We start from the raw sequence: 22,274 nt of genomic DNA on the forward strand, positions 1-22,274 counted from the left end.
GCTGGTGGACACGGTGCTGCATGCGAACGGCATGGCCGTCACGCTCTGGGGTGCGCGAGCCGGTAGCTCGCGGTGAGCCTCTCCGCCGAGACGTGGGTGTAGATCTGCGTGGTCCCGAGGCTCGCGTGGCCGAGGATCTCCTGCACCGCGCGCAGATCGGCCCCACCGTCGAGCAGGTGCGTGGCGGCGGAGTGGCGCAGGGCGTGCGGGCCGACGGTCTCCGCGCCGATGACGGGTGCGAGCACGCGGGCCACCAGTTCGTACACCGTGCGAGGCCCGAGTGTCCCCCCTCTGGCGCCGCGGAACAGGGCCGGTCCCGGCCGCTCCGCACGCGCCACCAGCACGGGGCGCGCCCGGCGCAGATACTTCGCCACCGCGTCGCGTGCCGGCGCACCGAACGGCACGACGCGTTCCTTGTCGCCCTTGCCGAGCACGCGCGCGGTGCCCCGGTCGAGGTCGAGGTCGTCGACGGCGAGACCGCACAGCTCGGAGACGCGCATGCCGGATCCGTACAGCAGCTCCAGGATCGCGCTGTCGCGCAATCGGATCGGATCGCCGTCGAGAGCACCGTCGCGCGCCTCGTCCAGGAGCACGCGCATCGCGTCGGCGGAGGCGACCGCCGGCAGCGTGCGCCCGCGCTTGGGGGTCACGAGGCGCAGCGCGGGGTCGATGCCGACGAGGCCGGTCTCGGCCGCCCAGGAGAAGAACGAGCGCACCGCCGCGGTCCGACGAGCCAGCGTCGAGCGCGCATCGCCGCGCTGCGTAGCGCGCCACAGCCAGTCCCGCAGCGCCTCCAGGTCGACATCGGCGAGTTCCGCATCCGCCGTGGAGGCGGCGAGGTCGGCCAGATCCGAGCGGTATGCCCGCACCGTCGCCGGGGAGAGCCGGCGCACCTGGGTGAGGTGCGTCGTGAACGCCGCGGCTGCCTCGGGTACGCGCATGGCTCCAGCATGCGCTCCTCTGCGCCGCAGCAGCCGGAGCACGCGCGGGCGCGGTATCGACTCGGGGCAGGATGCTCTCACCGCAGGACACTGCGCCACCCGCGTTCGGAACGGACGGCGCCGCCGTCCAGCTCGAGGACGCCGAGAAGGGCCTCCACGCGATCGATGCTCAGCCCGCTGCGCTGCGCCAGCTCCGAGCTGCTGCGCGCCGCGCGCACGTTCAGGGCATCGGCCAGGCGCACCATGTCCGGATCCTCCGCGCGCCTCGCCGCCACGACCGGCGCCCCTCCGAGCAGCTCCCGCACGTCCGCCACAGACGTGACGCAGCACGCGTCGTAGTCGCGCAGCAGCCGGTGACATCCCGCCGACGCCGTCGAGGTGATCGGCCCCGGCACGGCACCGAGCGGCCTGCCGAGCGCGGCCGCATGCCCTGCGGTGTTCAGGGATCCGCTGCGCTGCCCTGCCTCGACGACGATCGTCGCGGCGGAGAGCGCGCTGATCAGCCGGTTGCGAGCCAGGAACCTCCACTTCGTCGGTGCGACGCCGCACGCGACCTCGCTCACGAGCGCGCCGCTCGCGGCGATCCGCTCGAACAACTGCGCATGCCCGCTCGGATACGGCCGATCCACGCCGCCGGCCAGCACCGCCACCGTCGTGCCGCCGGCGCGCAGCGCAGCCCGGTGGGCGGTGCCGTCGATTCCGTACGCGCCTCCGGAGACGATGACGCGCCCCTCCGCAGCGAGCTCTCCCGCGAACTCCCCTGCCACGTGTTCGCCGTAGCTCGAGGAGGCCCGCGCGCCGACGAGCGCCACGCCGGATCCGGCCAGGGCCGCAGCATCGCCACGCAACCAGAGCGCGAGCGGAGCATGCTCGCCGAGGTCGGCCAAGGACGCCGGCCATTCCGGATCCGACGGGAGCAGGAGCCTCACGCCCATGCGCGCCGCTGTTCGCAGGCCGCCCACATGCAGCTCGGGATCGAGTCGGGGCGCCCATCGACGGCGCCCCTCCCGCAGCGACTCCGCGGCGGGACGATCGTCATCCGCCGGCGCCCCGGAACGGCCGTATCCGCCCGCCACCACCTCCAGAGCGTCCGTGGCCCCGAGCGCCGCGACCAGGGCACCGGCGACGCCATCGCCGGGCTCGGTGATGAGGCTCCAGATCAGCCCGTCACGCACGTCGGGCTCTGCGCCGTCGGGACGGATCCGGCCCGCTGCCGCGAGGAAGTCGGCATTCCCGCGCAAGTCCCTCAGCAGCGCCTTCAGCTGCGCGACGCTCGGGGTGCGCCGCGCCGCAGGGCCGGTCGCCCCCGCCATGTGTTCCGTGCCGTTCATGCCGTCATCCCTTTCTTCAGATAGAGCGCCAGGCCCACGTGCGCGAGCCCGGGAGCGTCCGCACCCGCCAGATCCGCCACCGACCACGCGAGACGCAGCACCCGGTCGTATCCGCGGAGGGTGAGGGCGCCGCGCTGGAGCGCGCGATCCAGGGGCGCCCGCGCCTCGACCGGGAGCCGGAACTCACCCTGGCGCAGCCATGTCCCTGGCACGTGGGCGTTGAGCCGCCACGGCATCCCTCTCCATCGCCGCGCTGCGCGGTCACGGGCGGCCTCGACCTGCTCGCGAGCATCGGCCGTCGAGAGCGTGCCGCGCTCCTGCGCCGTGACCTGGACCGCGGACACGCGGGCGACCCTCACCTCGATGTCGAGCCGGTCCCTGATCGGGCCCGACAGCCGCGCCGCGTAGCGCCGGATCGCCGAGGGCGGGCAGATGCACTCCTCGCCGACCACTCCGAACGCTCCGCACGGGCACGGATTCGTCGCCAGCACCAATTGGAACCGCGCGGGGAAGCGCGTCGTGAACGCCGACCGATGGATCTCGATCATGCCCACCTCGAGAGGCTGCCGAAGCGCCTCCAGGACGCCGCCGGGAGCCTCGGCCGCCTCATCGAGGAATGCCTAAAGGCGACATAATGGGGCCATGAAGAAGGCGGTTCTGTACATCCGAGTGTCACGTAGCAAGGACGAGTCTGTCAGCCTGGCGCGGCAGGAGGCTGAGCTGCGGGAGCTGTGCCAGCGCGAGAACTGGGCAGTGGCGGCAGTGGTCGAGGACGACGGCATCACGGGCACCCGAGAGCGTGAGAACGCGGAAGCGGCGCTGGCTATGGTCGCGTCCGGGGAGGCTGATGTGCTGGTCTCCTGGGAGTTGTCGCGGTGGTCGAGGATGGGGCTGTCGGCTGTGGCCAAGCTGGTCGCCGTGCTGGATGAGCGGCCCTCGGCCCTGCTGGTCTTTCACAAGGAGGGGTTGAGGTCGAGCCAGCCGGCCTTCGGGATCATGGCGGCTGTGATCGCCGAGGTTGCCCGTATGGAGGCCCAGGGGACGCGGGATCGCATTCTGTCGATGCGGGCTTATGTGCTCGGCCAGACGGCCCCAGAGGATCAGAGGTGGCTCGGTGGCAAGTGTCCTGTCGGGTACAAGGCCGTGCCTCGTCCGGATGGGAAGGGCAAGCGGCTCGTCGTCGATGAGGAGGCCGCCCGGCACCTGCGAGAGGTTGCCCGCCGGTTGATCGCGGGACATACCTTGACGGAGGTCACGCAGTACCTCACTGACAACCTGCCGACTCCGCAGAGTAAGGGGCCTTGGCGGATCTCCACCGTGCGGAAGCTGATGCAGTCGCCGACGCTGCTGGGTCGAACTACGCAGAAGGTCGAGGTCGGGAAGCGGGTAGATGGCTCCCCCATCATCGAATACCACGTGGTCACGGATGCTCAGGGGCTGCCGATTCAGCGGTGGGATCCGGTGCTCGATGCTGGGACGTTCGCAGCCGTGCAGGAGCGGTTCTACAAGAAGGGGCCGAACCAGCCGAGGAAGGCGGCGAGCTGGCTGAGTGGGTTCATGATCTGCGCGCTCTGCGGATCGGTGATGTACGCCAACTCGCGGAAGAACAGGGCTGTGGACACGTTCAGGTGCTCCAACAGAGCCATACCCGGACAGGCATGTCCGGGTGTCTCGATCAGTCGCAAGGTGCTCGAGGACTATATGGAGTCGGTCATCCTCGGGATGATCGGGAGCCTGAAGGAATATACGGTGACCGAGCGGATCGAGGGGCCTGACCTGGGATCACTGGATGACGTGGGCCTTGCGATCGCGGATGTGCAGCGGGCGCTCGCGGCAGACGGGGCGGACTATGGGGTCCTGCTCCCCCAGCTCGATGCGTTGAAGGCTGAGCGGCGTCGGCTGGTTGATTCGCCGGCACGGGTGGTCCGGAAGCGCGTTCCAACCGGGCGGACGCTGGCTGAGGCGTGGGTTGAGGGGACGATCCCGCAGCGGCAGTACATCATCTCGGACATGCTCGACTGCGTGAAGGTGAGTCGGCCCCGGGTCGCCGGCAAGGCTGGGCGCATCGAGGACCGGATCGAGGAAGTCTGGATCGACCCTGTCGCGGAGCCCGACGACTAGACCCGACACGCCGTAAGAGTCAATCCGACACGCCGTAAGCGGCAAGTCCGAAGCTGGCAGTTTGCTATGTCTGGGCTGGATGTGGGCTGAGAGCGGAGAGGTCGCGGCCAGTGTTTGCAATGGCTATGTGCAGGCTGTGAGGGCGTTTTCGCGCGCGGGCCGGAAGGGGGCCTGAACAGGGGTAAAACCGGCCTCATGATTGTTTCTGCGGCCGGGATGGTCCTGGTCGCGGAGAGGATACACCATGCAGGTTGAAGAGGTCATCGTGGACGGCGAGCCGTTCTACGGAGTCATCATGGCGGACGATGCATCGCTGGAAGATCAGCAGAGAGCGGCCCTCGTTCTCCTCGATCACGCGGAGTGGATGGCTGCTCATGGGCCGACTGCAATGGTCCGGGCGAACTATGCCGAGATTGCCGCCGCTGAGAGCCCTCTGATGCTGGCGATCGACCTGGATGACAGCGACCCGTCCGGCTCCACTGCCTCGCGCTACCTGCTGACGCTGGTCCTCATGCAGGCGAGGGTCCTCATGTACTGACCTGCGTCATTGCCCCGCCTGCGTCCCGAGTTGACGCGACTCAATCAGCGGTGTGAATCCATACATCATCCTGATCCTGGCCTTCGTGGCCGCTGTCCCTCCGCTCGCGTTGCTTGGTTCCTGGCTTGGCGACCTCATTGTCGGCCTGCTGCCTGAGTCCTGGCAGGACGAGCTGTGAGCATCCCTCTGTACCCGTCGCGGCATGCGCTTGAGGCGATGGAGGCTCGCGGAGTCACTTGGGGCCAGGTGGTCGAGACCGTTACGCATGCGGAGGTCTCAGAGCCTCACCAGGGGCGGACGCGGTACCACCGTGGCGACCTGTGTGTCGTGGTGGCCCCTGGCGGGTGCGTCGTGACGGTGCTCCTGCGTGCCCTCGTTCGCTGGGATGACTGCGACGTGAGGGCACGGCGCGGAACTCCCGACCTGCGCCCGGGGCGTCCCGGAGTGCGCGGTGCACGATCGAAATCGTGAACAACAGCAAGCACGGCACCAAGACTCAGGCACTCATCGCCATGGCGACTGACATCGCGGAAGCACTTGAGGCGGGGACGACCCAATCGGACACGGTTCAGGCGTCCCTGCCTCAGTTCGCGGCGATGGTGAGGCCGCATGATGCCGTGCTTGCTGATCGCATCCTCGCGTTCGCTTGACCCAACCAACAAGGAGAAGAAGACATGGCTGCTATCGCCAACACCACCAAAGCCCTTGAGGCGCTCAAGGCTGAGTATGCCTTCGGAGAGCGCGAGTTCGCGGATGGTGCGGAGCTCGTGGCGTACGTCGCGGAGCTCGACGTCATCGTGCAGGAAGCCCGGGATATCAAGGGGTTCTACAAGAACAAGTTGGCGGTCATCTCGTCTCAGAAGAGTCGGGCGGCTCGGCAGGAGCGGATCGAGAAGGCACTCGCGCTGCTGGAGCGCGAGGAAGCGGCCCACGCGAACGCGAAGTGACGCGTGCATCTCGTCCTCACTCGTTCGGGTGAGGACGGGATGGGCGTTTCAAGCCCTCCAGAACAAAGGAACTGAGAATGACTGACACCAAGAAGACGTGGTCCGTGAAGAAGCGCTGGGCGATCCTCGGTGGCGTGCCTGTGGGCCTTGTCGCCCTGCCTGCCGCTGCGCTCGCTGCGTACTTTGCGCTCGCTGGGATCAGCGGCTCGGGGACGAACGGGGAGTTCACGGCCAAGTGGGCGACGGGATTCGCGCCGACCATGGATACGAGCGCACTGACTGTGCAGCCCGCGGGAACTGCCGCGGTGAACAGCGGGCGGCTCGACCTGCCCGCGCTCACGATCTACCCGAACGAGACATTCACTGTCGAGGCGCCCATCGTGTCGGGTGCGGCCAGCCAGGCGGGCTACGTGGCCGGGGTCGCGATGCCTGGCCTTCCGAAGGGTGCCACAGCTGAGCTCGTGAGTGGGTGTGGTGTGAAGGTGACGAACTCGATGCAATACGTCAAGGTGAAGGTGACGGCGCCCGCCGCGCTCGTCGCAGGTGGTCAGTGGTCGCTCGCTGCGGATAGCGGCGTCAAGGTCACGCCGCTGGCATCCAGCACGTCGAGCGCGCCCGCAGGGGTGACCTGCCCTGTGTTCACGGCTCCGTAATCGCCTGCGAAGAAGGCCCCGTCGCTCCTGGTTTGTCCAGGGTGGCGGGGCCTTCGTCGTTCAGGGCTTGCTCATCTCAGCGACGTTGAGTTCTGGGCTCCCCGAATGGCTTCTGAGTGGCCTAGCAAGCGCTGGCGATTCGGGGAGCCCAGATGAGCCGTATGGCTTGCGTTCTGAAACTGCCCTAACTGCCCTACTTACCCTCAAGGCGGGCGATTGCGTCGGCCATGGCGGCTTCGGCTTCGCGGAGGCTCTTTTCGGCTTCGATGACCGCTTCGCGGAGAGCGATCCGGCGGCCGTCGAGCAAGTGGTAGACGGTGGGATCGGAGACTGGGCCCTTGCTGCGCTCGGTGGTGTCCTCGATGGGGCGCGGTGTTGCGCCGGCCTGCCACTGGGCTTCTGCTGCGTCTCCGATGAGGGCGTGAGTTCTGAGGTAGGCGGCGCCGAAGAGTTCGAGGGTGTCGAGAGCGTCGGTTGGAGCGGGAGCAGCCATGGGAGAGCCTTTCATTAGTGGTTGGGGTTGCGGTAGGGGATGACGTCCTCGCCATACAGGAGGCGAGCACCGTGGATGCTGCTGGGCAGGTCGCTGGACTGCTGCCATACGTGGTCGATGGGATCGGCGTCGGCGAGGAAGCCGCCGGTAGCGTGGCTGGGTGGGGCGGGCTGGTCGGTCATGCGGTCTCCTTGATGTGTGGGAAGAGCTCGATGATGTGGTCGACCCGGTGAGGGTAGGTGATTGCGAGCCAGGTGATCGGGTGGACGTCGTGCTTGCCGCCTGGGCCGCGATTACAGGTTGAACAGGACGGCGCGAGGTTCGAGAAGTCGTCTGAGCCGCCGAGTGCCTTCGGCATGACGTGTTCGAGGTCTTCGGCTGGGTTGGTCAGGCAGTAGATGCAGACCTTCGGGTCGATGCCCTGGGCGGTCCAGTGGGCGGCTAGCTTCTTGTCCCGTTTGAGCTTCCGGTGGCGCTTGCGGCAGCCATTACGGGCGCAGCGGCGCTGGCGGCCGTCGAGCGCGGTCCAGTCGCGGCTGAAGGCGTCTGCGGGGAGGAGTTCGCCGCAGCCCGCGCAGGGCCTCGTCTGGCCGCGGAGGCGGAGGAAGTCGGCGTCGGCTTCTGCTTCGGTGCGGGCTCTGAGGCGGGCGTAGGTGGCGCGGTGGGCAGCGAGGTGCGCTTCGCGACCTGCCGGGGTGGCCCGGCGGCGGCGAGAGGCTTCGCGATTGGCTTCGCGATTGGCTTCGCGGCCGGCTAGGGTGGCCCGGCGACGGCGCATGGCTTCGCGGGCTGCCTTGCGGTTCGCCACCGTGCACGGGACACAGGCAGACTCTCCGCGGCGACGGTGGGCCGTGTAGCCGGCGGTAGTCCCGCACCGGGGGTCGGTAGTCGGGGGGAGTTTCTTGGTCGCGGTGGTCACTGGGCGGCCGCCTGCGCGTTCTTGAGCTGGGCGAAGTGCGCTTCGCGGATGGCGCGGTCGCGCTCGTTCCGGGCATGGCTGCGGCGGCGCTGGACCCAGCGGATGCGGTTGTGGATGCGCCAGCGATCGTGCGGGTCGGTGGTTTCGGCGAGCAGGGCGTTCAGCCGGCTCATTGAGGCTGGAAGGTGGTGTGGAAGGGCCATGGTGGGCTCTCTCTCGGTGGGGGCGCTGTCGGTCTGAGGGGGCGAGAAGAACGCCCCCAGCCGGCAGCGCGGGCGACTGGGGGCGTGCGCATATGTTGACGCGGTTAGGTCTGGGGACTGGCGAGAGCTGCGACCTTGGCTGCCCGCTTCTTCGCCCGGTACTTCTGGGCGGCGGCTACGGCCTTAGCGCGGCCAGCCGGGGTAGCGCGGCGAGCTCGGGCATCTTCTTTGTTACAAGGGCGACACCAGACGGCGAGACCGTCTGCACGGTGCCGATTGGGGGCGAAGTCATGGGTGTGGGTGCCACATTTTGGGCATCGTTTAGAGGCCAGCCGGGACTCTATGGTTGCGGCGGCTGAGGTGATGGTGTCGATGTCATTCATGGGCGAGCTCCGGCGGTCTTGGCGGTCTTCTGGGCCTTGAGGACGGCGAGTCGTGAGGCCGATGCGGTGGGCTTGGCGCCGGCGCGGAGGCGGCGATCGCGGTCGTCACGGATGGTGCGGTTGATCTGGGCGAGCTGGCCCTGGAAGGTCGCGAGGAGCCGAGAGTCGAAGGATCCGGTCGGGAGCTGGGCGTCCATCTGGTCGGCTACTGCGCGGGCGAGGGAGACGATTGCGGCCATGCGGTCTTCGGCCATGACCGGGTCGGAGGCGATGACGGTTTCGAGATCTTCGCGGAGGGTCATGCGTAGCCTCCATGGAGGTTGGTGAGTGTGCTGATGACTGCGTACCGGTGGGCGTGGCTGGCGGAGTAGGCCGGGAGGTCGGTGAGGTCGGCTGACCAGCCGTCGGTGTCGTCAGGGTCGGCGTCGTCTTCGAGGGCCGGCGAGCCCTCGGTGAGGAGGTAGCGGAGCTTGGCGAGGTTGTCATCGGGGAGGAGGTTCTTGGCGGCCATCAGAAGCTCCAGCTCGTTGGCGAGGGTCATTGCCGGGGTCGTGTCGGTGAGGTCCTCGTCCGCGAGGGTCTGCTGGAGGCGGTCGAGGGTGGTGCTGCCGATGCCGATGGTTTCGAAGCGGGCGGCAATGCCGGTGGTGAGGCGGATGGACTCGGCGCGGAGCGCCGGGTGGGCGAGAGAGGTCATGGGAGCCTTTCGGATCTGGGAGCGGGGTGAGGGGTGAAGTCCGATTCTCGGATTTGAAAACCGTTCAGGAGGGGGACGGACATTGCCGGGAGTTGAGCCGAGGGCTGTCCACCCACAGGATGGAAGGCGCCCTACCTCCCCGGGGCGCTGGAAGTAGTGAGCACCACACCCCGGCTGCGTCGGCGAAACCGGTGGACTAGACACCGGGCAGGAGGGCAACAGCAGCCGGGGTGTGGTGGGTGTCGATCGCCGCGGTGCCAGCCGTGCATCGACTCTGGTCGCGCGGGTCCTAACCGCCACCAGACTCGACCACGCCTTAGAAAGGAGAAGGCTGTCGAGTCTCCACGTGGCATAAACCCCGAAGGAACACGTGGAGCAGTGACCGGCCAGGCTTTGAGACCTGGCCGGCCGGCTGGGTTACCTACCCAGCGGAGGGTGTTGGCTTACGCGCCAGCGGTCTCCACGATGACGATTGCCGGGGAGGCGAAGACGTCGATCGCGAAGCGGCCTTCGGTCAGAGCGCGGAGCTCGTTGTACTCGAAGCGCGAGATGGAGTCCCACTTGGTCTCCACACCCTGCTTGTCGACCGAGATGCCGACCTTCGAGCTGTCGAGCACGATCGCCGTGTCGGCGGCCAGGCCGGTCACGATGACCGGGAAGAGACCGTTGAGGCGACCATCTTCTGCCCGCTTGTAGAGGTAGTTGCCGTCGGCGTCCTTGGCCAGCTCGATGGCGTTAGCCGTCGCGCGGGAGAGAAGGACCACATCGGGGCTGTAGCCCAGGTCGAGGGCCTTGGTGCTGCCGAGGTAGATCGAGTCCATCGCGTTGTCCACGAAGGCCTGGGACTGCGTGCCGGCGACCGTGGTGAACTCGGCCACAGCAAGGTCAGCGACCTTCGCGAAGATGCCGGCGTTGAGCTCGGAGACCAGGAAGCCTTCGAGCGCGTCGTTGTCCTTCATCAGGTACGTGCCGACGTACTCGCTCATGTGGGCGACCACGTCGAGCGCACCCTCGACCTCTTCGACCGTGAAGACCGAGGTCGGCTTGAGGGAGCCCGCGGGGACCACTGCAGCATTGTTCGTGCGCACCGTCTGGCGGACGTACGAGTACTTGGACTCGCGCGCCTTGACGGCGAGGACGTCCAGGATGCCGAGGTTGCCCGTGGGCTTCGCGAGGACCAGCGGCGTCTTGTCGAACTCCACCGGGGTGACATTCGAGGCGTTGGCCACAAGGCCCTTGGCCTCGATGTTGGCAGCCTGTGCGGCAGCCATGCGCTTGAGCGAGGCGGGGGTGATGAAGCCCTTCTTGCCGGCCTCGCGGGTGACCACGCCAGTGCGGGCGTCCTCATACTCCTCGCCCGCGCTCGCCTGGTCGATGAGGTCGGCGTTCTTCAGACCGCGGATCGCGGCCTTGAGCTCGTAGGCGCGGTCGTTGCCCTGCTCGATGGTGTCGATCTCGGCATCGGTCAGGTTGCGGGCGGCCGCCTTGGCGTCGTCCACGATGTTGCTGAGCTTCAGCTGGATTGCCGAGAGCTCGGCCTTAGCGGACTTGATGTCCATGGTGTTTCTCCTTGGTAGGAACTAGAGCGAGCTGCTGCTCGCGGAAGTGCCTCCAAGACGGACTGCGCACGCCAGCTAGCGGTCCCTCTCGGCGCCTGCCGCTCGGGGATCGATCGATGCTGGGGTGTCAGCTGGCCTTGTGCCCGGTCCGAACGGTTCCGCTCCTGCGGCTTGGCTCGGTGGGCTGTGGCGGTGTGGTCTGCGCGGCTGTTGGTCCGGCAGGCCAATAGAAAAGCCCCGACGCGGTGAGCGTCGAGGCTTGGGCGAGGAGACGGGCGGTAAGCCCGATTTCTCCCTCTACTTACCTATACCACATGTCAGTTAGCTGTCTTCGGCGGGTGTCGCGGAGCAGAAACTGATCCTGATCAGTACTTTCTCTCAAACTGTCTTCATTTCCCACGACTGACCCATGGCATTCTGTTGCGCAACGTTTGCGGAAGTGCTGCTTCTGCGGGTCCGCGGGTTAGCGGATGGTCTCAAATCTGTGAGCCTGTCGGGGAGCGCCCCCAGCGTGAACCGGCTCAACCGGGTTAGCCGATTGGCGCGGGTGACGCGGGTGTCAGCGGGCGGTCGGGGCCATGCGGGCGACCTCGGCGGCTGCCTCCCGGCGTGCGCGCTCGGCCTTGCGGGCGGCGGCTGCATCTGTCCGACCGGCGCGCATCCGGCCAGCGGCCGCGAGATCCGGGGAGACGTGGAAGCCGCGGTATCCGCGGACGCCCTTGCGCGTGGTCCGGACCAGGCCGCGGGATTCGAGGTCCCGGTTGAGCTGCTGAGTGCTGAGCGGCGGGTGCCCGAGGTCTGCGAGGTAGTCCACGGCTATCCGGCGAAGCGCGGTAGCCGGCGCCCAGCTGGCCGGGTCGAGGACGAAGACCTCCGCGAGGTTCTGAGGGAGTGCGAGAGCCAGAGCCCGGGCCGCGGAGGTCTGCGGGAGGCCGAAGGCCGCGGAGTAGTCGAGTGCATTGAGCGACTGGGCGCGGTGGCCCGCAGCGGCCTTGGTCCAGTCGGGGGACGTGGTGATCGTCTGAATCGCGGTGATCCGGTCATCGGGGAGCCCGACTGCCCGCATCCAGGCGATGGGGTCGGTGTCGGACTTGGAGCGGTTGCACGGGCCACAGGCAGGCAGCAGGTTCCACGGGAGGTCGGTGCCGCCATGCTCGCGTGGGATGAAGTGGTCTACTGCACCGTCGGGGATGCTGCGACCGCAGTAGGTGCAGGTCCAGGTGGAACGGTGCCCCCAGCGCTGAGAGGCGAGGTCGTGGAGGTCGGCGGAGCTGAGCCAGTTGGCCATGGGGAGGTCCTTTCGGGGGTGGGGTGCAAAAGGTAAACCATATACACACATATATCGCGGGTCACTCGTGCCCTACTTGCCCCCAGGGGCCCGGATCCCAGTGTTTCCTAGGGAACGGGGAAGGGCGGAAACTGCCCTGAAGTCGCCCTGGAGGCTCCCCAGAGCAGCACCTTTTGCACCCCAGTTCGGTGTGAATGCTAGCGCGGGACGCCATGGATCAGTCGGGGTTGAGGTCGTGAGCTGCCGTGACCCGGTCGCTTTTAGGCACTCCTTGACTCGTCGAGGAAGAGCAGCCCGCCGTGCGCGCGGGCGATCGCCCCCGGACGAGCCGCCCGGGATCCGCCGCCGATGAGTGCCGCGATAGACGCGCTGTGATGCGGCGCGACGAAGGGCGGGCGACGATCCAGCCGAGTGATGCTCTCCCCCATCAGCGAGCGGATCGATGCGGCCTCGAGTGCGAGCTCTTCGTCCAGATCGGGGAGTATGCCGGCGAGCCTGCGCGCCAGCATGGTCTTGCCGGCACCGGGCGGACCAGAAAGGAGCAGATGGTGCCCGCCGGCCGCGGCGGCGACCAGCGCGGACACCGCTTCGTCCTGACCGATCACGTCGGCCAGCTCGGGCGCCGGACCGCTCTGCGTCGAGGTCACCACCGCCCGCACCGGCTCCGGATCACCGGGGTCTGCAAGGTCGGCTCCATGCAGCAGCGCCACATGCGCGAGGCTCACCGCCGCGTGCACCTCGAGCCCCGGCACGAGCCGCGCCTCGGCCTCGTTCGCCACCGGGACGACGGCGCGCTCGAATCCGGCCGCTCGCGCCGCGTGCAGCGCGGGCAGCACGCCGGGGACGGGACGCAGCCGCCCGTCCAGTCCGAGCTCGCCGAGGTGCACGGTGCGCGCGAGCGAGACCGGGTCGAGGGATCCCGCCGTGCCGAACGCCGCGATCGCGATGGCGAGATCGAACGCCGACCCGTGCTTGGGCAGGCTCGCCGGCGACAGGTTCACCGTGAGCTTGCGGCGGGGCAGATCGAGGCCGCTGTTGCGGCACGCGTTATGCACGCGGCGCACGGCCTCACCGAGCGCGCGATCCGCGAGCCCGATGAGATCGAAGCCCGGGGTCTGCTGCGAGAGGTCGGCCTCGACGTCGACCATATGCCCGTTCAAACCGGTCAGCGCGACCGACCAGGTGCGTGCGGTCATCGCAGATCCCGCAGGTGCTCGAGGTCGCCGACGGCCGGATCCGCGCCCACGATCCCGATCGCCTCGAGCCGCAGCGCCCGCGCCGCGCTCGACATCGGGTGCTCGCGGACCCAGACGTGCGCGAGACGCCACAGCCGTTTCCGCTTGCGCTCGTCGATCGCCTCGAACGGGTGGCCGAAATCGAGGGTTCGACGGGTCTTCACCTCGACGAACGCGAGCACCCCCTCACGCTGAGCGACGATGTCGAGTTCGCCCTCATCGCACCGCCAGTTGCGATCGAGGATCCGGTATCCGAGTCGGGTCAGGTGCTCGGCGGCGCGGTCCTCCCCCGCGCGTCCGAGCTCGTCTTTGGCTGCCATGACAGACAGCCTGCGAGCTGGCCGTTCTGCGTGGAGGCGCGTTCGCGCAACCGGTGCGGAACCTGCGGTGCCACCAACCTGTGGAGGACGATCACACCCCCAAGGCGGAGCGTCGCCCTTCCAATACCCTCGCCACTACCGAGTCGTCCCCGTCAGCGGACGCCATGGGGTGCGCTGACGGGGACGACTCGAATTGTGGGGGTGCGCGAAGGGCTCAGTTGAGACGGCGGGGGGCAGATCTCGTCGAACGAACGCGTTGTTGCCCGGAACACGGGGCATCGACGCGGCGATGCCGTGCACTCGGCAGTCCGCCGTGCGCTCGGCGAGCAGCGGTCCGGACGCTCGGCGAACAACGGCCTGGACGGCCGGCGCCTCAGCGCGTGGGCGCCCCTACGGCCGGGATCACTCGCCGTCGAGCGAGAGCTCCTGGGGCAGCTCGAACTCGCGGCGCGACAGCTCCTCGACGTTCACGTCCTTGAACGTCAGCACGCGCACCGACTTCACGAAGCGGTCGGCGCGGTAGATGTCCCACACCCAGACGTCGTTCATGGACACTTCGAAGTAGAAGTCGTGCTCGGTGTCACGACGCACCACGTTGACCTCGTTCGCGAGGTAGAACCGGCGCTCGGTCTCGACTACGTACTGGAACTGAAGGACCACGTCGCGGTACTCGCGGTACAGGGCGAGCTCGAGCTCACGGTCGTAGTCGTCGAAGGCGTCGTCATCCATGATCCCCCCATCCTACGAGAGCCGCCTCGGCAGGGCCGCATCCGCGCGGGTGCTCAGAACAGGGTGGGCGCGTCGGCGATCGCCCAGGACGAGCGGTGATGACGGGTGAGACCGCGCAACCGGATCGCCTCGCGGTGCTCGATGCTCGCGTAGCCCTTGTTGCGGTCCCACTGATAGTCCGGGAACTCGGGAGCGAGCTCGACCATGAGCGCGTCGCGCGCCACCTTCGCCAGCACCGAGGCCGCCGCCACGGATGCGCAGTCGCGGTCGGCCTTGATGATCGAGCGCACGGTCAGGGGGCCGGGGTGCACGGCGGAGACGTAGTCGTGGTTGCCGTCGAGGATCACGAGCGCCGATGAGGCCTCCCATGCGTCCCCGCACGCGGCGATGATGGCGCGGGAGGCGGCGAGGCCGAGCGCGCGCATGATGCCGACCTCGTCGATCTCCGCGTTCGTGGCCCAGCCCACCGCGCTCGCGGGCGCCCAGGCCCCGGCGCGTTCGGCGACCTCGGGCCGGCGCTTCTCCGGCACCAGCTTCGAATCCCGCAGCCCCTGGGGCACGCGGCGCCGGGCTGCGGCCGCGTCCACGACCGTGGCTCCCACCGCGACAGGACCGGCGAGGGCTCCCCGACCGACCTCGTCCAGGGCGATCAGATGGGAGTGCTCGCGCAGCAGCCGCCGCTCGAGGACCAGGCTAGGCTCGACGACCGCCACGGCGGCGCCCCTGCGGCTTCGGGTTCGAGACCCCGTTGAAGACGGCGTAGTGGCCGTCGATGAGGCCGAATCGATCGAACGGCCAGGTGGTGAGGAACGCGCGCCCGACGATGTTCTCCTTGGGCACGAACCCGCCTCCCGGCTGGTCCTGGTGATATCGGGAGTCCTCGGAGCGCGTGCGGTTGTCGCCGAGCACCCACACGGCGCCCTTCGGCACCGTGACGTCGAACGGGATGCTGGACGCGCGGGAGTCGCCCACGCCCGGCTTGAGATAGGAGGACTCGTCGATCGGCGCACCGTTGACGGTGAGCTGACCCAGCGAGTTGCAGCACACGACATGGTCGCCCGGCAGTCCGATGAGCCTCTTGACCAGATGGTCGTCCGAATCGGGGGCGGCGACGCCGATCAGCGTCAGGAACCACTCCCCGGCCTCGAGCAGCGGCGATCGCGGCGGCTGCGGCGGCGCCGGCGGCAGCCAGCCGCCCGGATCCTTGAAGACCACGACGTCGCCGCGGTGATAGCCGTTCCAGTGCGGAGTGATCTCATCGACGAGGATCCGGTCCTTGACGAGAAGAGTGTTCTCCATCGAGCCGGACGGGATGTAGAAGCTGCGCACTACGAAGGTCTTCACGAGGAAGGAGACCAGCACCGCGATGAGGAGGATCACCACGACGTCTCGAAGGAAGATCACCCAGCCGCGGCGTCGCGGCGTCGTCTGCACCCGTACCGCGTCAGCGGATCCGGCCGCGATCTCTTCCGTCATGCGCCATCCTTCACAGACCTCGGCCGTCGGTCGACGGCGCCATCCAGCTTCTCATGTCCAGGGAATGAACAAGCGCCCCGAGAGCCGTGTCTCGGGGCGCTTGTTCGAAAGCCGAATGGGATCAGCGCGCGTCGCGCTTCTCCTTGATCTTCGCCTTCTTGCCGCGCAGGTTGCGGAGGTAGTACAGCTTCGCGCGACGCACGTCACCGCGGGTGACGACCTCGATGTGGTCGATCACCGGGGAGTGCACCGGGAAGGTGCGCTCGACGCCCACCTGGAAGCTGATCTTGCGGACCACGAAGGTCTCGCGCACGCCGTCGCCCGAGCGGCCGATGACGACGCCCTGGAAGACCTGGATACGGGAGCGGCTGCCCTCGATGATGTTGACGTGCACCTTGACGGTGTCGCCGGGGAAGAACTCGGGGATGTCGGAGCGGAGCGAAGCCGCGTCGACGACGTCGAGGATCTGCATGATCGTCTCTCTCTGCACTCGCCTCAGGTCGCATGCATGTGGGAAGGGTTGAAATCGGAAGTCTGTGCCGAACGGCGCACGAGGCGTCCGCGGGTTCCCCTGAGGCAGAACCGGGTCACGGCACAAACACCCATTCTGCCATGGATCCGAACCCGCACCAAAACGCGGACCGACGCCGCGTTGCGCGGACTCAGCGCTCCGAACGGCCCTCGCGGGAATTCCCCGTCTCGGTGATGACGATGACGTCCCCATTGCGGCTCGCGCGCTCCCGCACGGGCTCGCTCTGATCCCCGTAGACGGTCGCGCGCACGGTGTCGGGGTCGATCACGAACGCTGTCCTTCCGCGCTCCGCGACGTCCTTCCAGAGCTGCCAGAGCGTCGACCAGAACAGGCCGAGGAACGCGACGATCGTGCCGGTCAGGACCCAGCCGAACGCATCCTTCGGGAAGAAGCCGAGCGCGATCGTCAGGCCGTGCCACACGGTGAACCCGAGGACGTCGCGCCAGGAGACGGCGCGCTCCTCGCGGACGGTCGGACGCGCTCGGACAAGGAACGCCAGGGCGACCTCCCCCACGAGCACCGACGGCAGGGCGACGAACAGCACCCAGAGGAACGCCCACCCGCCCGCCTGGAACACACCCCAGCCGATGAACAGCCAGAGCGGCAGCACGAGAGCGGCCGGGAACAGCCAGGAGAAGAACGCGCGCCGGATCCACATACCGCGATGCTACGTCTCGGCAGCAGGCGCGGATCCGCACGTTCGCTGTGAGCGTCCCCTGTGTGCGCGGTAGGAGAGAATGGATGCGACGAGAGGACTGGGAATGATCGAACTGCGCACCCCCGCCGAGATCGAGGAGATGCGGGCGGCCGGACGCTTCGTGGCGGAAACGCTGGCGACGCTGCGCGCCGAGACCAAGGTGGGCACGAACCTGCTCTCGATCGATCGTCGCGCCCACGACATGATCCGCAAGGCCGGCGCCGAGTCCTGCTACATCGACTACCACCCCTCGTTCGGTGCGAGCCCGTTCGGGAAGGTGATCTGCACGTCGGTGAACGACGCCGTGCTGCACGGCCTGCCGCACGACTACACGCTGCGCGACGGCGATCTCGTGTCCCTGGACTTCGCCGTGTCGGTCGACGGCTGGGTCGCCGACTCCGCCGTCTCGTTCGTGGTGGGCACGCCCCGCGATGAGGACCTGCGCCTCGTCGACACCAGCGAGCGCGCCCTGGAAGCGGCGATCGCCGCCGCCGTGGTCGGCAACCGCATCGGCGACATCTCGGCCTCGATCGCCGCTGTCGCCCATGGCGAGGGCTACTCGATCAACACCGACTTCGGCGGCCACGGCGTCGGGCGCATCATGCACGGCGACCCGCACGTGCCCAACGACGGGCGTCCCGGACGCGGCTTCCCCTTGCGGGCGGGCCTCGTGATGGCGCTGGAGCCCTGGTTCCTCGCGACCACCGACGAGCTGGTGACGGATCCGGACGGCTGGACGCTGCGCAGCGCCGACGGGTCCCGCGGATCCCACTCCGAGCACACCATTGCGATCACCGAGGATGGCCCGATCATCCTCACCGACCGCTCGTTCCTCGGCGTCGACTGACCCGCTGCTCCGAGGGCGGCCACCGGCGTCACGCCGCCGACTGCGCCGCGCGGCGCCCGTGTGCCATTCTGTGGGCATGTCCCGACACGACCTGCGGATGCCGGAGCGCCTGTTCCTGGCCAGGCATGGCCAGACCGCGTGGAATCGCGAGCACCGGTTGCAGGGTCAGCTCGACTCCCCGCTGACCGAGGCCGGTATCGGGCACGCGAACGAGATCGCACGACGACTCGAGGGGGCAGGAGTCGGGATCGTCTGCACGAGTCCGCTGGGACGCGCACGACGGACCGCCGAGATCGTCGCGGCGCACCTAGACGTCGAGGTCGTCGCCGTGGACGAACTCGCCGAGGTGCACCACGGGTCCTTCGCGGGTCGCACGTGGGACGAACTCGAGGAGGCCAGCCCCGGCATCCGCGCTCTGCGATCGGAGAACCGCTACGGCTGGGCGTTCCCCGGCGGCGAGAGCTACGCCTCTGCACGCCCGCGGGCACTCCGCGCCCTGGACGAGTGCTCCTGGGCGGGCGAGGGCACACCGCTGATCGTCGCCCACGAGATGATCGGCCGCCTGCTGCGCGCAGCGATGCGCGGATTCAGTCATGCGGAAGCGCTCGCACTGCGCCATCCTCACGGCATCGTCTTCGAGATCACTCGCGGAGCAGAGCGGCTGGTCTGAGAGGCGGGCGGACACCACCCGCGACGCTAGCGTCCGTGGCGGAACCGCGCTCAGCCCTCGTCGTCGGGCAGAAGGTCGGGACGGCGGCGCCGAGTGCGCTCGATCTGCTGCTCGCGGCGCCAGGCCGCGATCGCCCCGTGGTTGCCGCTCAGCAGGATCGGCGGCACCTCGCGGTCGCGCCAGACCGACGGCTTCGTGTACGACGGGTACTCGAGCAGTCCGTCCTCGTGCGATTCCTCGACGAGGCTCTCGGGGTTGCCGACGACGCCGGGGATGAGCCGGCCGATCGCCTCGACCATCGCCATGACGGCGACCTCTCCCCCGTTCAGGACGTAGTCGCCGAGGCTGATCAGCCGCACCTCGCCGAGCGCCGCGGCCTCTTCGAACACGCGCTCGTCGATGCCCTCGTAGCGACCGCAGCCGAAGATCAGATGCTCTCGATCCGCGAGCTCGCGGGCCGTGGACTGCCGGAAAACCTCGCCGGCCGGCGAGGGGAAGATGATGGTGGGGCGCCCTTCGACGCGCTCAGGGACCGAGGCCGCGCGAGTGGGTTCGGCAGCGAGCTGATCGAGGGCGAGGCCCCACGGCTCCGGCTTCATGACCATGCCAGCGCCGCCGCCGTAGGGCGTGTCGTCGACGGTGCGGTGCCGGTCGCCGGTCCAGTCCCGCAGATCGTGGACGTTCAGATCCAGGATCCCGCTGTCCCGCGCCTTGCCGAGCAGGGAGAGGGTCAGCCCGTCGAAGTACGACGGGAAGATCGAGACGACGTCAATCCGCACCAGGCGCGTCCTGCTCGGCGGCGTCCTCCGCGGGGCCATCGGTGGGAGCGTCATCCTCGGCGAGCTCTTCGAAGAGCCCGGCGGGCGGCGTGACGATGATCCGCCCCGCGGCGATGTCCACGGTCGGCACGATCGCCGCGACGAACGGAACCATGATCTCGGATCCGGACGCGGGTCGGACGATGAGCAGATCCTGTGCGGGCAGGTGGTCCACGCGGATCACCCGGCCGACGACGACGTCGTCGCGGACGACGTCGAGTCCGGTGAGCTGGTGGTCGTACCAGGCGTCGTCCTCGGGCTCCTCGGAGTCGTCCTGGTCGATCCACAGGATCGCCTTGACGAGGCCTTCGGCGGCGTCACGGTCATCGACGCCCTCGAAGAACACGACGGAGCTGCCGTTCATTACCCGGTGCTCGCGGACCGTGATGGACTTGCCGTGCCACGGAGATGCCTCCGGCACCTGCAACGTGAACTCGGCGCCGGGCACGAAGCGTCCAGCAGGATCGTCGGTGTAGAGCTCCAGCTTGAGTGCACCCTTGAGCCCGTGCGCCTTGACGAGGCGCCCCACACGCAGCTGGTTGCGTCCGTTGGGGCGATCGGTGACAGCCACGCTCAGTCGTCCGCGACGTCGACGCGAACGCGACGTCCGTCCGCGAGCGCGGTGATCAGCGTGCGCAGGGCCTTGGCGGTGCGGCCGCCGCGCCCGATCACGCGCCCCCTGTCATCGGGGTGCACATGCACCTCGAGGACGTCGCCACGAGGCGACGAGGTGGCGGTGATGGTGACATCCTCCGGGTGATCGACGATCCCGGAGACGATGTGCTCGAGCGCGGCAGCCAGCACGACGGATTACTCCGCGTCGGCCGCAGCCTCGGCTGCGTCCTCGGCGGGGGTCTCGACGGGAGCCTCCTCAGCGGGAGTCTCCTTCTTCTCGACCTTGGGCTTGATGACGGACTTCTTGGCCGAGTTGGCCTCGAAGGCGACCTTCTCGCCGGCGACCTTGAGGGTGGACTTCGCGTCCTTGTCGCCCTTGAACTTGCCCCAGTCGCCCGTGATCTTGAGGATGGCGGCGACCTGCTCGGTCGGCTGAGCGCCGACCGACAGCCAGTACTGCGCCCGCTCGGAGTCGACCTCGATGAACGAGGGCTCCTCGGTGGGGTGGTACTTGCCGATCTCCTCGATCACACGACCGTCGCGCTTGGTGCGCGAGTCGGCGACGACGATGCGGTAGTAGGGCGCACGGATCTTGCCCAGGCGCTTGAGACGAATCTTGACAGCCACGATTCTCCTGAATGGTGTGGAAGGAAGACGAACTGATCACCAGAAGCGTGGGGTGCACACCCGGTGGAAGCTCTGCGGGTGGATCACGGCCGGATAGAGGGTCGAGCGGCGATCCAGCTATCCATTCTGCCAGATCCGCGCCGCTGAGGCGAAACGGCGCGAACGGCGCGCCGCGTCAACGCGGCGTGCGCATCCATTCCTCGATTCCGGTCGCGTCGATCGGGAGGGCGGAGGACAGCACTTCGGCGCCCGTGCCGGTGATGAGGACATCGTCCTCCAACCGCACACCGATGCCTCGCAGCTCGGGCGGGAGCGATTCGTCGAACGCGTGGAAGTAGAGTCCCGGCTCGACCGCGAGCACCATCCCGTCGCGCATCGCGGAGCCCTGATACGCCGCGTACCCCGAGGACGCGCAGTCGTGCACGTCGAGCCCGACGTGATGGCCCACGCCGCACACGATGAACCGCCGGTGTTGCTGCCCGTCGGGTGACATGGCCTCATCCACCGAGACATCGAGCAGACCCCAGTCGTGCAGCCCCTGGGCGAGTACCTCCATGCTCGCCACGTGGAAATCGCTCCACGCCCGTCCGGGGCCCACAGCGGCGAGAGCGGCGCGGTGCGCGCGCTCCACCAGATCGTGCACCTGCCGCTGCACAGCGGTGAAAGATCCCGACGCGGGGAACGTCCGGGTGATGTCGGCGGTGTACCCGGTGCGCTCTTCCACTCCCATGTCCAGCAGCAGCGCGGCTTCGGGATCAACGGCCCCCTCCGCGCGCACCCAGTGCAGAATCGAGGCGCGCGCACCGGATCCGACGATCGTGGCGTAGCCAGGACCGTTGCCCGCGGTCCGCGCGTGGCGGTCGAACGTGCCCTGCAGCCAACGCTCCCCTCCCCCGGCGATCGCCGTCGGGATCTCCCCCACGGTCGCCGCGAACCCCGCGACCGTGTGGTCCACGGCCGCGCGCAGCTGCGCGATCTCCCACGGATCCTTGATCATGCGCAGCTCGGAGAGCGTCCTGGCAAGCTCCGTCGACCGCGGTACCGAAGCGATGCCGGGGGACGCCGTGCCTGCGAGCTGCAGGGTGCCTTCGTCGACGTGGAGCTCCTCGAGCGGCCGAGTGCGGAGCGACAGCGCCTCCGCATACTCCGCGAGCCCCGGCATCGGGCCGACCCACAGCTCGCCGCGCAGCGCGGAGGCGAAGAAGCCCTCGTCACCCGGGCGGAACGGCGCCGGCAGGTAGAGGACCGCGACATGACCGCTCCCCGCCGGCTCCATCACGAGGACCGCATCCTCGATCGGTGCGCCGACAAGCCACAGGAAGTCACTGTCGGCGCGGAACTCATAGACAGTGTCGTTCGCACGCACAGGCGCCCGTCCCGCGCCCACCGAGAGCCGTCGGCCTGGCAGTGCTTCCGAGAGCCGCGCGCGGTGCGCCGCGGCGGCCGCTGCAGCCCCCGGCGTCAGCGCCGGGGAGCGATCCGGATCCCCCCAGCCAGCGCCCATCGTGCGGACGAAGCCGGGCGCGAGCGTCAGCCGTGGCATGCGCGGATCGCGTTCTTCTGGCACGGGCATCGACGCGGACGGGGCGTGGCTGTGGTCGAGGGACATTCGTTCTCCTTCGGGAATCGAGAGGA

General features: G+C 68.6%; 31 protein-coding genes and 1 pseudogene. 8 read left to right on the top strand and 24 right to left on the bottom strand.

All coding sequences use genetic code 11. From position 1 onward, the window contains the following. Window positions 1-38 precede the first annotated feature (38 nt). The 4 genes and pseudogenes from RS86_RS15825 to RS86_RS21110 all read right to left on the bottom strand — a co-directional run. Entirely contained in the window at window positions 39-941 is a 903-nt protein-coding gene (locus RS86_RS15825) for a tyrosine recombinase XerC (RefSeq protein ID WP_045273206.1), read from the bottom strand. Between the two features lie 77 nt (window positions 942-1,018). Then, a complete protein-coding gene (dprA, locus tag RS86_RS15830) occupies window positions 1,019-2,272 on the bottom strand; it encodes a DNA-processing protein DprA (protein WP_052680312.1) in 1,254 nt (417 codons plus the stop codon). After that, window positions 2,269-2,631 (bottom strand): hypothetical protein, encoded by a 363-nt coding sequence (locus tag RS86_RS21105; protein WP_268747854.1) that lies wholly within the window; start codon window positions 2,629-2,631, stop codon window positions 2,269-2,271. Before RS86_RS21105 ends, dprA begins: the two co-directional genes overlap by 4 nt. Next, window positions 2,620-2,877, bottom strand: a pseudogene (locus RS86_RS21110) (ATP-binding protein); the annotation flags it as partial. The gene RS86_RS21105 and the pseudogene RS86_RS21110, both read right to left, overlap by 12 nt. Before the next feature lie 37 nt (window positions 2,878-2,914). On the opposite strand from RS86_RS21110, the gene RS86_RS15840 reads away from it, so the two are divergent. The 6 genes from RS86_RS15840 (at window position 2,915) to RS86_RS15860 (ending at window position 6,531) form a co-directional block, all read left to right on the top strand. Then, window positions 2,915-4,393 carry a recombinase family protein gene (locus tag RS86_RS15840; RefSeq protein WP_045273207.1) on the top strand — a complete coding sequence of 493 codons (1,479 nt, stop codon included), beginning with the start codon at window positions 2,915-2,917 and terminating at the stop codon, window positions 4,391-4,393. Between the two features lie 244 nt (window positions 4,394-4,637). After that, window positions 4,638-4,931 (top strand): hypothetical protein, encoded by a 294-nt coding sequence (locus RS86_RS15845; RefSeq protein ID WP_045273208.1) that lies wholly within the window; start codon window positions 4,638-4,640, stop codon window positions 4,929-4,931. 52 nt (window positions 4,932-4,983) lie between these two features. Further along, window positions 4,984-5,109 carry a hypothetical protein gene (locus RS86_RS21115; RefSeq protein WP_268747853.1) on the top strand — a complete coding sequence of 42 codons (126 nt, stop codon included), beginning with the start codon at window positions 4,984-4,986 and terminating at the stop codon, window positions 5,107-5,109. A 289-nt stretch (window positions 5,110-5,398) separates the two neighbouring features. After that, window positions 5,399-5,581 carry a hypothetical protein gene (locus RS86_RS15850; RefSeq protein ID WP_045273209.1) on the top strand — a complete coding sequence of 61 codons (183 nt, stop codon included), beginning with the start codon at window positions 5,399-5,401 and terminating at the stop codon, window positions 5,579-5,581. Window positions 5,582-5,605: 24 nt separating this feature from the next. Next, window positions 5,606-5,878 (top strand): hypothetical protein, encoded by a 273-nt coding sequence (locus tag RS86_RS15855; protein WP_045273210.1) that lies wholly within the window; start codon window positions 5,606-5,608, stop codon window positions 5,876-5,878. Between the two features lie 77 nt (window positions 5,879-5,955). Beyond that, the gene (locus RS86_RS15860; protein WP_045273211.1) at window positions 5,956-6,531 is read left to right on the top strand and encodes a hypothetical protein; all 576 of its coding nucleotides are present in this window, start codon (window positions 5,956-5,958) and stop codon (window positions 6,529-6,531) included. Window positions 6,532-6,724: 193 nt separating this feature from the next. On the opposite strand, the gene RS86_RS15865 is transcribed toward RS86_RS15860, so the two are convergent. The 15 genes from RS86_RS15865 to RS86_RS15925 all read right to left on the bottom strand — a co-directional run bounded on the left by RS86_RS15865 (window position 6,725) and on the right by RS86_RS15925 (window position 17,023). Further along, window positions 6,725-7,024 carry a DUF7169 domain-containing protein gene (locus RS86_RS15865; RefSeq protein ID WP_045273212.1) on the bottom strand — a complete coding sequence of 100 codons (300 nt, stop codon included), beginning with the start codon at window positions 7,022-7,024 and terminating at the stop codon, window positions 6,725-6,727. 14 nt (window positions 7,025-7,038) lie between these two features. Further along, on the bottom strand, window positions 7,039-7,206 hold the full coding sequence (locus RS86_RS20670) for a hypothetical protein (protein WP_160299702.1): 168 nt from the start codon (window positions 7,204-7,206) through the stop codon (window positions 7,039-7,041). Continuing rightward, complete coding sequence (locus tag RS86_RS20470; protein WP_152642203.1) at window positions 7,203-7,832, bottom strand: HNH endonuclease; 630 nt, start codon at window positions 7,830-7,832, stop codon at window positions 7,203-7,205. Before RS86_RS20470 ends, RS86_RS20670 begins: the two co-directional genes overlap by 4 nt. A 107-nt stretch (window positions 7,833-7,939) precedes the next feature. Beyond that, entirely contained in the window at window positions 7,940-8,116 is a 177-nt protein-coding gene (locus RS86_RS20675; RefSeq protein ID WP_160299703.1) for a hypothetical protein, read from the bottom strand. Window positions 8,117-8,525: 409 nt separating this feature from the next. Next, a complete protein-coding gene (locus tag RS86_RS15875; RefSeq protein WP_045273214.1) occupies window positions 8,526-8,831 on the bottom strand; it encodes a hypothetical protein in 306 nt (101 codons plus the stop codon). After that, on the bottom strand, window positions 8,828-9,226 hold the full coding sequence (locus RS86_RS15880; protein WP_045273215.1) for a hypothetical protein: 399 nt from the start codon (window positions 9,224-9,226) through the stop codon (window positions 8,828-8,830). Before RS86_RS15880 ends, RS86_RS15875 begins: the two co-directional genes overlap by 4 nt. Window positions 9,227-9,669: 443 nt before the next feature. After that, window positions 9,670-10,785: a phage major capsid protein gene (locus RS86_RS19975; protein ID WP_052680316.1), complete on the bottom strand. Its 1,116-nt coding sequence runs from the start codon at window positions 10,783-10,785 to the stop codon at window positions 9,670-9,672. A gap of 559 nt (window positions 10,786-11,344) precedes the next feature. After that, on the bottom strand, window positions 11,345-12,073 hold the full coding sequence (locus tag RS86_RS19980) for an HNH endonuclease (RefSeq protein WP_052680317.1): 729 nt from the start codon (window positions 12,071-12,073) through the stop codon (window positions 11,345-11,347). Window positions 12,074-12,333: 260 nt separating this feature from the next. After that, window positions 12,334-13,269, bottom strand: coding sequence for an ATP-binding protein (locus RS86_RS15895; protein ID WP_052680318.1), 936 nt, complete (start codon window positions 13,267-13,269; stop codon window positions 12,334-12,336). Further along, complete coding sequence (locus tag RS86_RS15900; protein WP_045273216.1) at window positions 13,266-13,628, bottom strand: YraN family protein; 363 nt, start codon at window positions 13,626-13,628, stop codon at window positions 13,266-13,268. Before RS86_RS15900 ends, RS86_RS15895 begins: the two co-directional genes overlap by 4 nt. A gap of 402 nt (window positions 13,629-14,030) precedes the next feature. Beyond that, complete coding sequence (locus tag RS86_RS15905; protein ID WP_045273217.1) at window positions 14,031-14,357, bottom strand: DUF2469 family protein; 327 nt, start codon at window positions 14,355-14,357, stop codon at window positions 14,031-14,033. Between the two features lie 53 nt (window positions 14,358-14,410). Next, window positions 14,411-15,070: a ribonuclease HII gene (locus RS86_RS15910; protein WP_045273218.1), complete on the bottom strand. Its 660-nt coding sequence runs from the start codon at window positions 15,068-15,070 to the stop codon at window positions 14,411-14,413. After that, window positions 15,051-15,833: a signal peptidase I gene (lepB, locus tag RS86_RS15915; RefSeq protein WP_045273219.1), complete on the bottom strand. Its 783-nt coding sequence runs from the start codon at window positions 15,831-15,833 to the stop codon at window positions 15,051-15,053. The genes RS86_RS15910 and lepB overlap by 20 nt, the downstream gene beginning before the upstream one ends. Window positions 15,834-15,954: 121 nt before the next feature. Next, window positions 15,955-16,305 carry a 50S ribosomal protein L19 gene (rplS, locus tag RS86_RS15920; RefSeq protein ID WP_045273220.1) on the bottom strand — a complete coding sequence of 117 codons (351 nt, stop codon included), beginning with the start codon at window positions 16,303-16,305 and terminating at the stop codon, window positions 15,955-15,957. A gap of 190 nt (window positions 16,306-16,495) precedes the next feature. After that, entirely contained in the window at window positions 16,496-17,023 is a 528-nt protein-coding gene (locus RS86_RS15925) for a hypothetical protein (protein WP_045273221.1), read from the bottom strand. 103 nt (window positions 17,024-17,126) lie between these two features. On the opposite strand from RS86_RS15925, the gene map reads away from it, so the two are divergent. Continuing rightward, a complete protein-coding gene (map, locus tag RS86_RS15930) occupies window positions 17,127-17,909 on the top strand; it encodes a type I methionyl aminopeptidase (protein ID WP_045273222.1) in 783 nt (260 codons plus the stop codon). Window positions 17,910-17,985: 76 nt separating this feature from the next. Further along, window positions 17,986-18,579, top strand: coding sequence for a histidine phosphatase family protein (locus RS86_RS15935; RefSeq protein WP_235281798.1), 594 nt, complete (start codon window positions 17,986-17,988; stop codon window positions 18,577-18,579). Window positions 18,580-18,629: 50 nt separating this feature from the next. On the opposite strand, the gene trmD is transcribed toward RS86_RS15935, so the two are convergent. The 5 genes from trmD to RS86_RS15960 form a co-directional block, all read right to left on the bottom strand. Continuing rightward, window positions 18,630-19,358: a tRNA (guanosine(37)-N1)-methyltransferase TrmD gene (gene trmD, locus RS86_RS15940; protein WP_045273331.1), complete on the bottom strand. Its 729-nt coding sequence runs from the start codon at window positions 19,356-19,358 to the stop codon at window positions 18,630-18,632. After that, window positions 19,348-19,968, bottom strand: coding sequence for a ribosome maturation factor RimM (gene rimM, locus RS86_RS15945; protein WP_045273223.1), 621 nt, complete (start codon window positions 19,966-19,968; stop codon window positions 19,348-19,350). The genes trmD and rimM overlap by 11 nt, the downstream gene beginning before the upstream one ends. Before the next feature lie 2 nt (window positions 19,969-19,970). Continuing rightward, window positions 19,971-20,201, bottom strand: coding sequence for an RNA-binding protein (locus RS86_RS15950; RefSeq protein ID WP_045273224.1), 231 nt, complete (start codon window positions 20,199-20,201; stop codon window positions 19,971-19,973). A gap of 6 nt (window positions 20,202-20,207) precedes the next feature. After that, window positions 20,208-20,639 carry a 30S ribosomal protein S16 gene (gene rpsP, locus RS86_RS15955; protein WP_045273225.1) on the bottom strand — a complete coding sequence of 144 codons (432 nt, stop codon included), beginning with the start codon at window positions 20,637-20,639 and terminating at the stop codon, window positions 20,208-20,210. A gap of 175 nt (window positions 20,640-20,814) precedes the next feature. Further along, window positions 20,815-22,248, bottom strand: a complete 1,434-nt coding sequence (locus tag RS86_RS15960) for an aminopeptidase P family protein (RefSeq protein ID WP_235281799.1) — start codon at window positions 22,246-22,248, stop codon at window positions 20,815-20,817. Window positions 22,249-22,274 lie beyond the last annotated feature (26 nt).

The sequence above is a fragment of the Microbacterium azadirachtae genome (assembly GCF_000956505.1).
GTDB classification, from domain to species: domain Bacteria; phylum Actinomycetota; class Actinomycetes; order Actinomycetales; family Microbacteriaceae; genus Microbacterium; species Microbacterium azadirachtae_A.

What these genes read in the sequence shown, in the direction of transcription:
- RS86_RS15825 (WP_045273206.1), bottom strand. Translation starts at nt 941, where the DNA reads ATGCGCGTACCCGAGGCAGCCGCGGCGTTCACGACGCACCTCACCCAG.
- dprA (WP_052680312.1), bottom strand. Translation starts at nt 2,272, where the DNA reads ATGAACGGCACGGAACACATGGCGGGGGCGACCGGCCCTGCGGCGCGG.
- RS86_RS15840 (WP_045273207.1), top strand. Translation starts at nt 2,915, where the DNA reads ATGAAGAAGGCGGTTCTGTACATCCGAGTGTCACGTAGCAAGGACGAG.
- RS86_RS15845 (WP_045273208.1), top strand. Translation starts at nt 4,638, where the DNA reads ATGCAGGTTGAAGAGGTCATCGTGGACGGCGAGCCGTTCTACGGAGTC.
- RS86_RS15855 (WP_045273210.1), top strand. Translation starts at nt 5,606, where the DNA reads ATGGCTGCTATCGCCAACACCACCAAAGCCCTTGAGGCGCTCAAGGCT.
- RS86_RS15860 (WP_045273211.1), top strand. Translation starts at nt 5,956, where the DNA reads ATGACTGACACCAAGAAGACGTGGTCCGTGAAGAAGCGCTGGGCGATC.
- RS86_RS15865 (WP_045273212.1), bottom strand. Translation starts at nt 7,024, where the DNA reads ATGGCTGCTCCCGCTCCAACCGACGCTCTCGACACCCTCGAACTCTTC.
- RS86_RS20670 (WP_160299702.1), bottom strand. Translation starts at nt 7,206, where the DNA reads ATGACCGACCAGCCCGCCCCACCCAGCCACGCTACCGGCGGCTTCCTC.
- RS86_RS20675 (WP_160299703.1), bottom strand. Translation starts at nt 8,116, where the DNA reads ATGAGCCGGCTGAACGCCCTGCTCGCCGAAACCACCGACCCGCACGAT.
- RS86_RS15875 (WP_045273214.1), bottom strand. Translation starts at nt 8,831, where the DNA reads ATGACCCTCCGCGAAGATCTCGAAACCGTCATCGCCTCCGACCCGGTC.
- RS86_RS15880 (WP_045273215.1), bottom strand. Translation starts at nt 9,226, where the DNA reads ATGACCTCTCTCGCCCACCCGGCGCTCCGCGCCGAGTCCATCCGCCTC.
- RS86_RS19975 (WP_052680316.1), bottom strand. Translation starts at nt 10,785, where the DNA reads ATGGACATCAAGTCCGCTAAGGCCGAGCTCTCGGCAATCCAGCTGAAG.
- RS86_RS19980 (WP_052680317.1), bottom strand. Translation starts at nt 12,073, where the DNA reads ATGGCCAACTGGCTCAGCTCCGCCGACCTCCACGACCTCGCCTCTCAG.
- RS86_RS15895 (WP_052680318.1), bottom strand. Translation starts at nt 13,269, where the DNA reads ATGACCGCACGCACCTGGTCGGTCGCGCTGACCGGTTTGAACGGGCAT.
- RS86_RS15900 (WP_045273216.1), bottom strand. Translation starts at nt 13,628, where the DNA reads ATGGCAGCCAAAGACGAGCTCGGACGCGCGGGGGAGGACCGCGCCGCC.
- RS86_RS15905 (WP_045273217.1), bottom strand. Translation starts at nt 14,357, where the DNA reads ATGGATGACGACGCCTTCGACGACTACGACCGTGAGCTCGAGCTCGCC.
- lepB (WP_045273219.1), bottom strand. Translation starts at nt 15,833, where the DNA reads ATGACGGAAGAGATCGCGGCCGGATCCGCTGACGCGGTACGGGTGCAG.
- rplS (WP_045273220.1), bottom strand. Translation starts at nt 16,305, where the DNA reads ATGCAGATCCTCGACGTCGTCGACGCGGCTTCGCTCCGCTCCGACATC.
- RS86_RS15925 (WP_045273221.1), bottom strand. Translation starts at nt 17,023, where the DNA reads ATGTGGATCCGGCGCGCGTTCTTCTCCTGGCTGTTCCCGGCCGCTCTC.
- map (WP_045273222.1), top strand. Translation starts at nt 17,127, where the DNA reads ATGATCGAACTGCGCACCCCCGCCGAGATCGAGGAGATGCGGGCGGCC.
- RS86_RS15935 (WP_235281798.1), top strand. Translation starts at nt 17,986, where the DNA reads ATGTCCCGACACGACCTGCGGATGCCGGAGCGCCTGTTCCTGGCCAGG.
- RS86_RS15960 (WP_235281799.1), bottom strand. Translation starts at nt 22,248, where the DNA reads ATGTCCCTCGACCACAGCCACGCCCCGTCCGCGTCGATGCCCGTGCCA.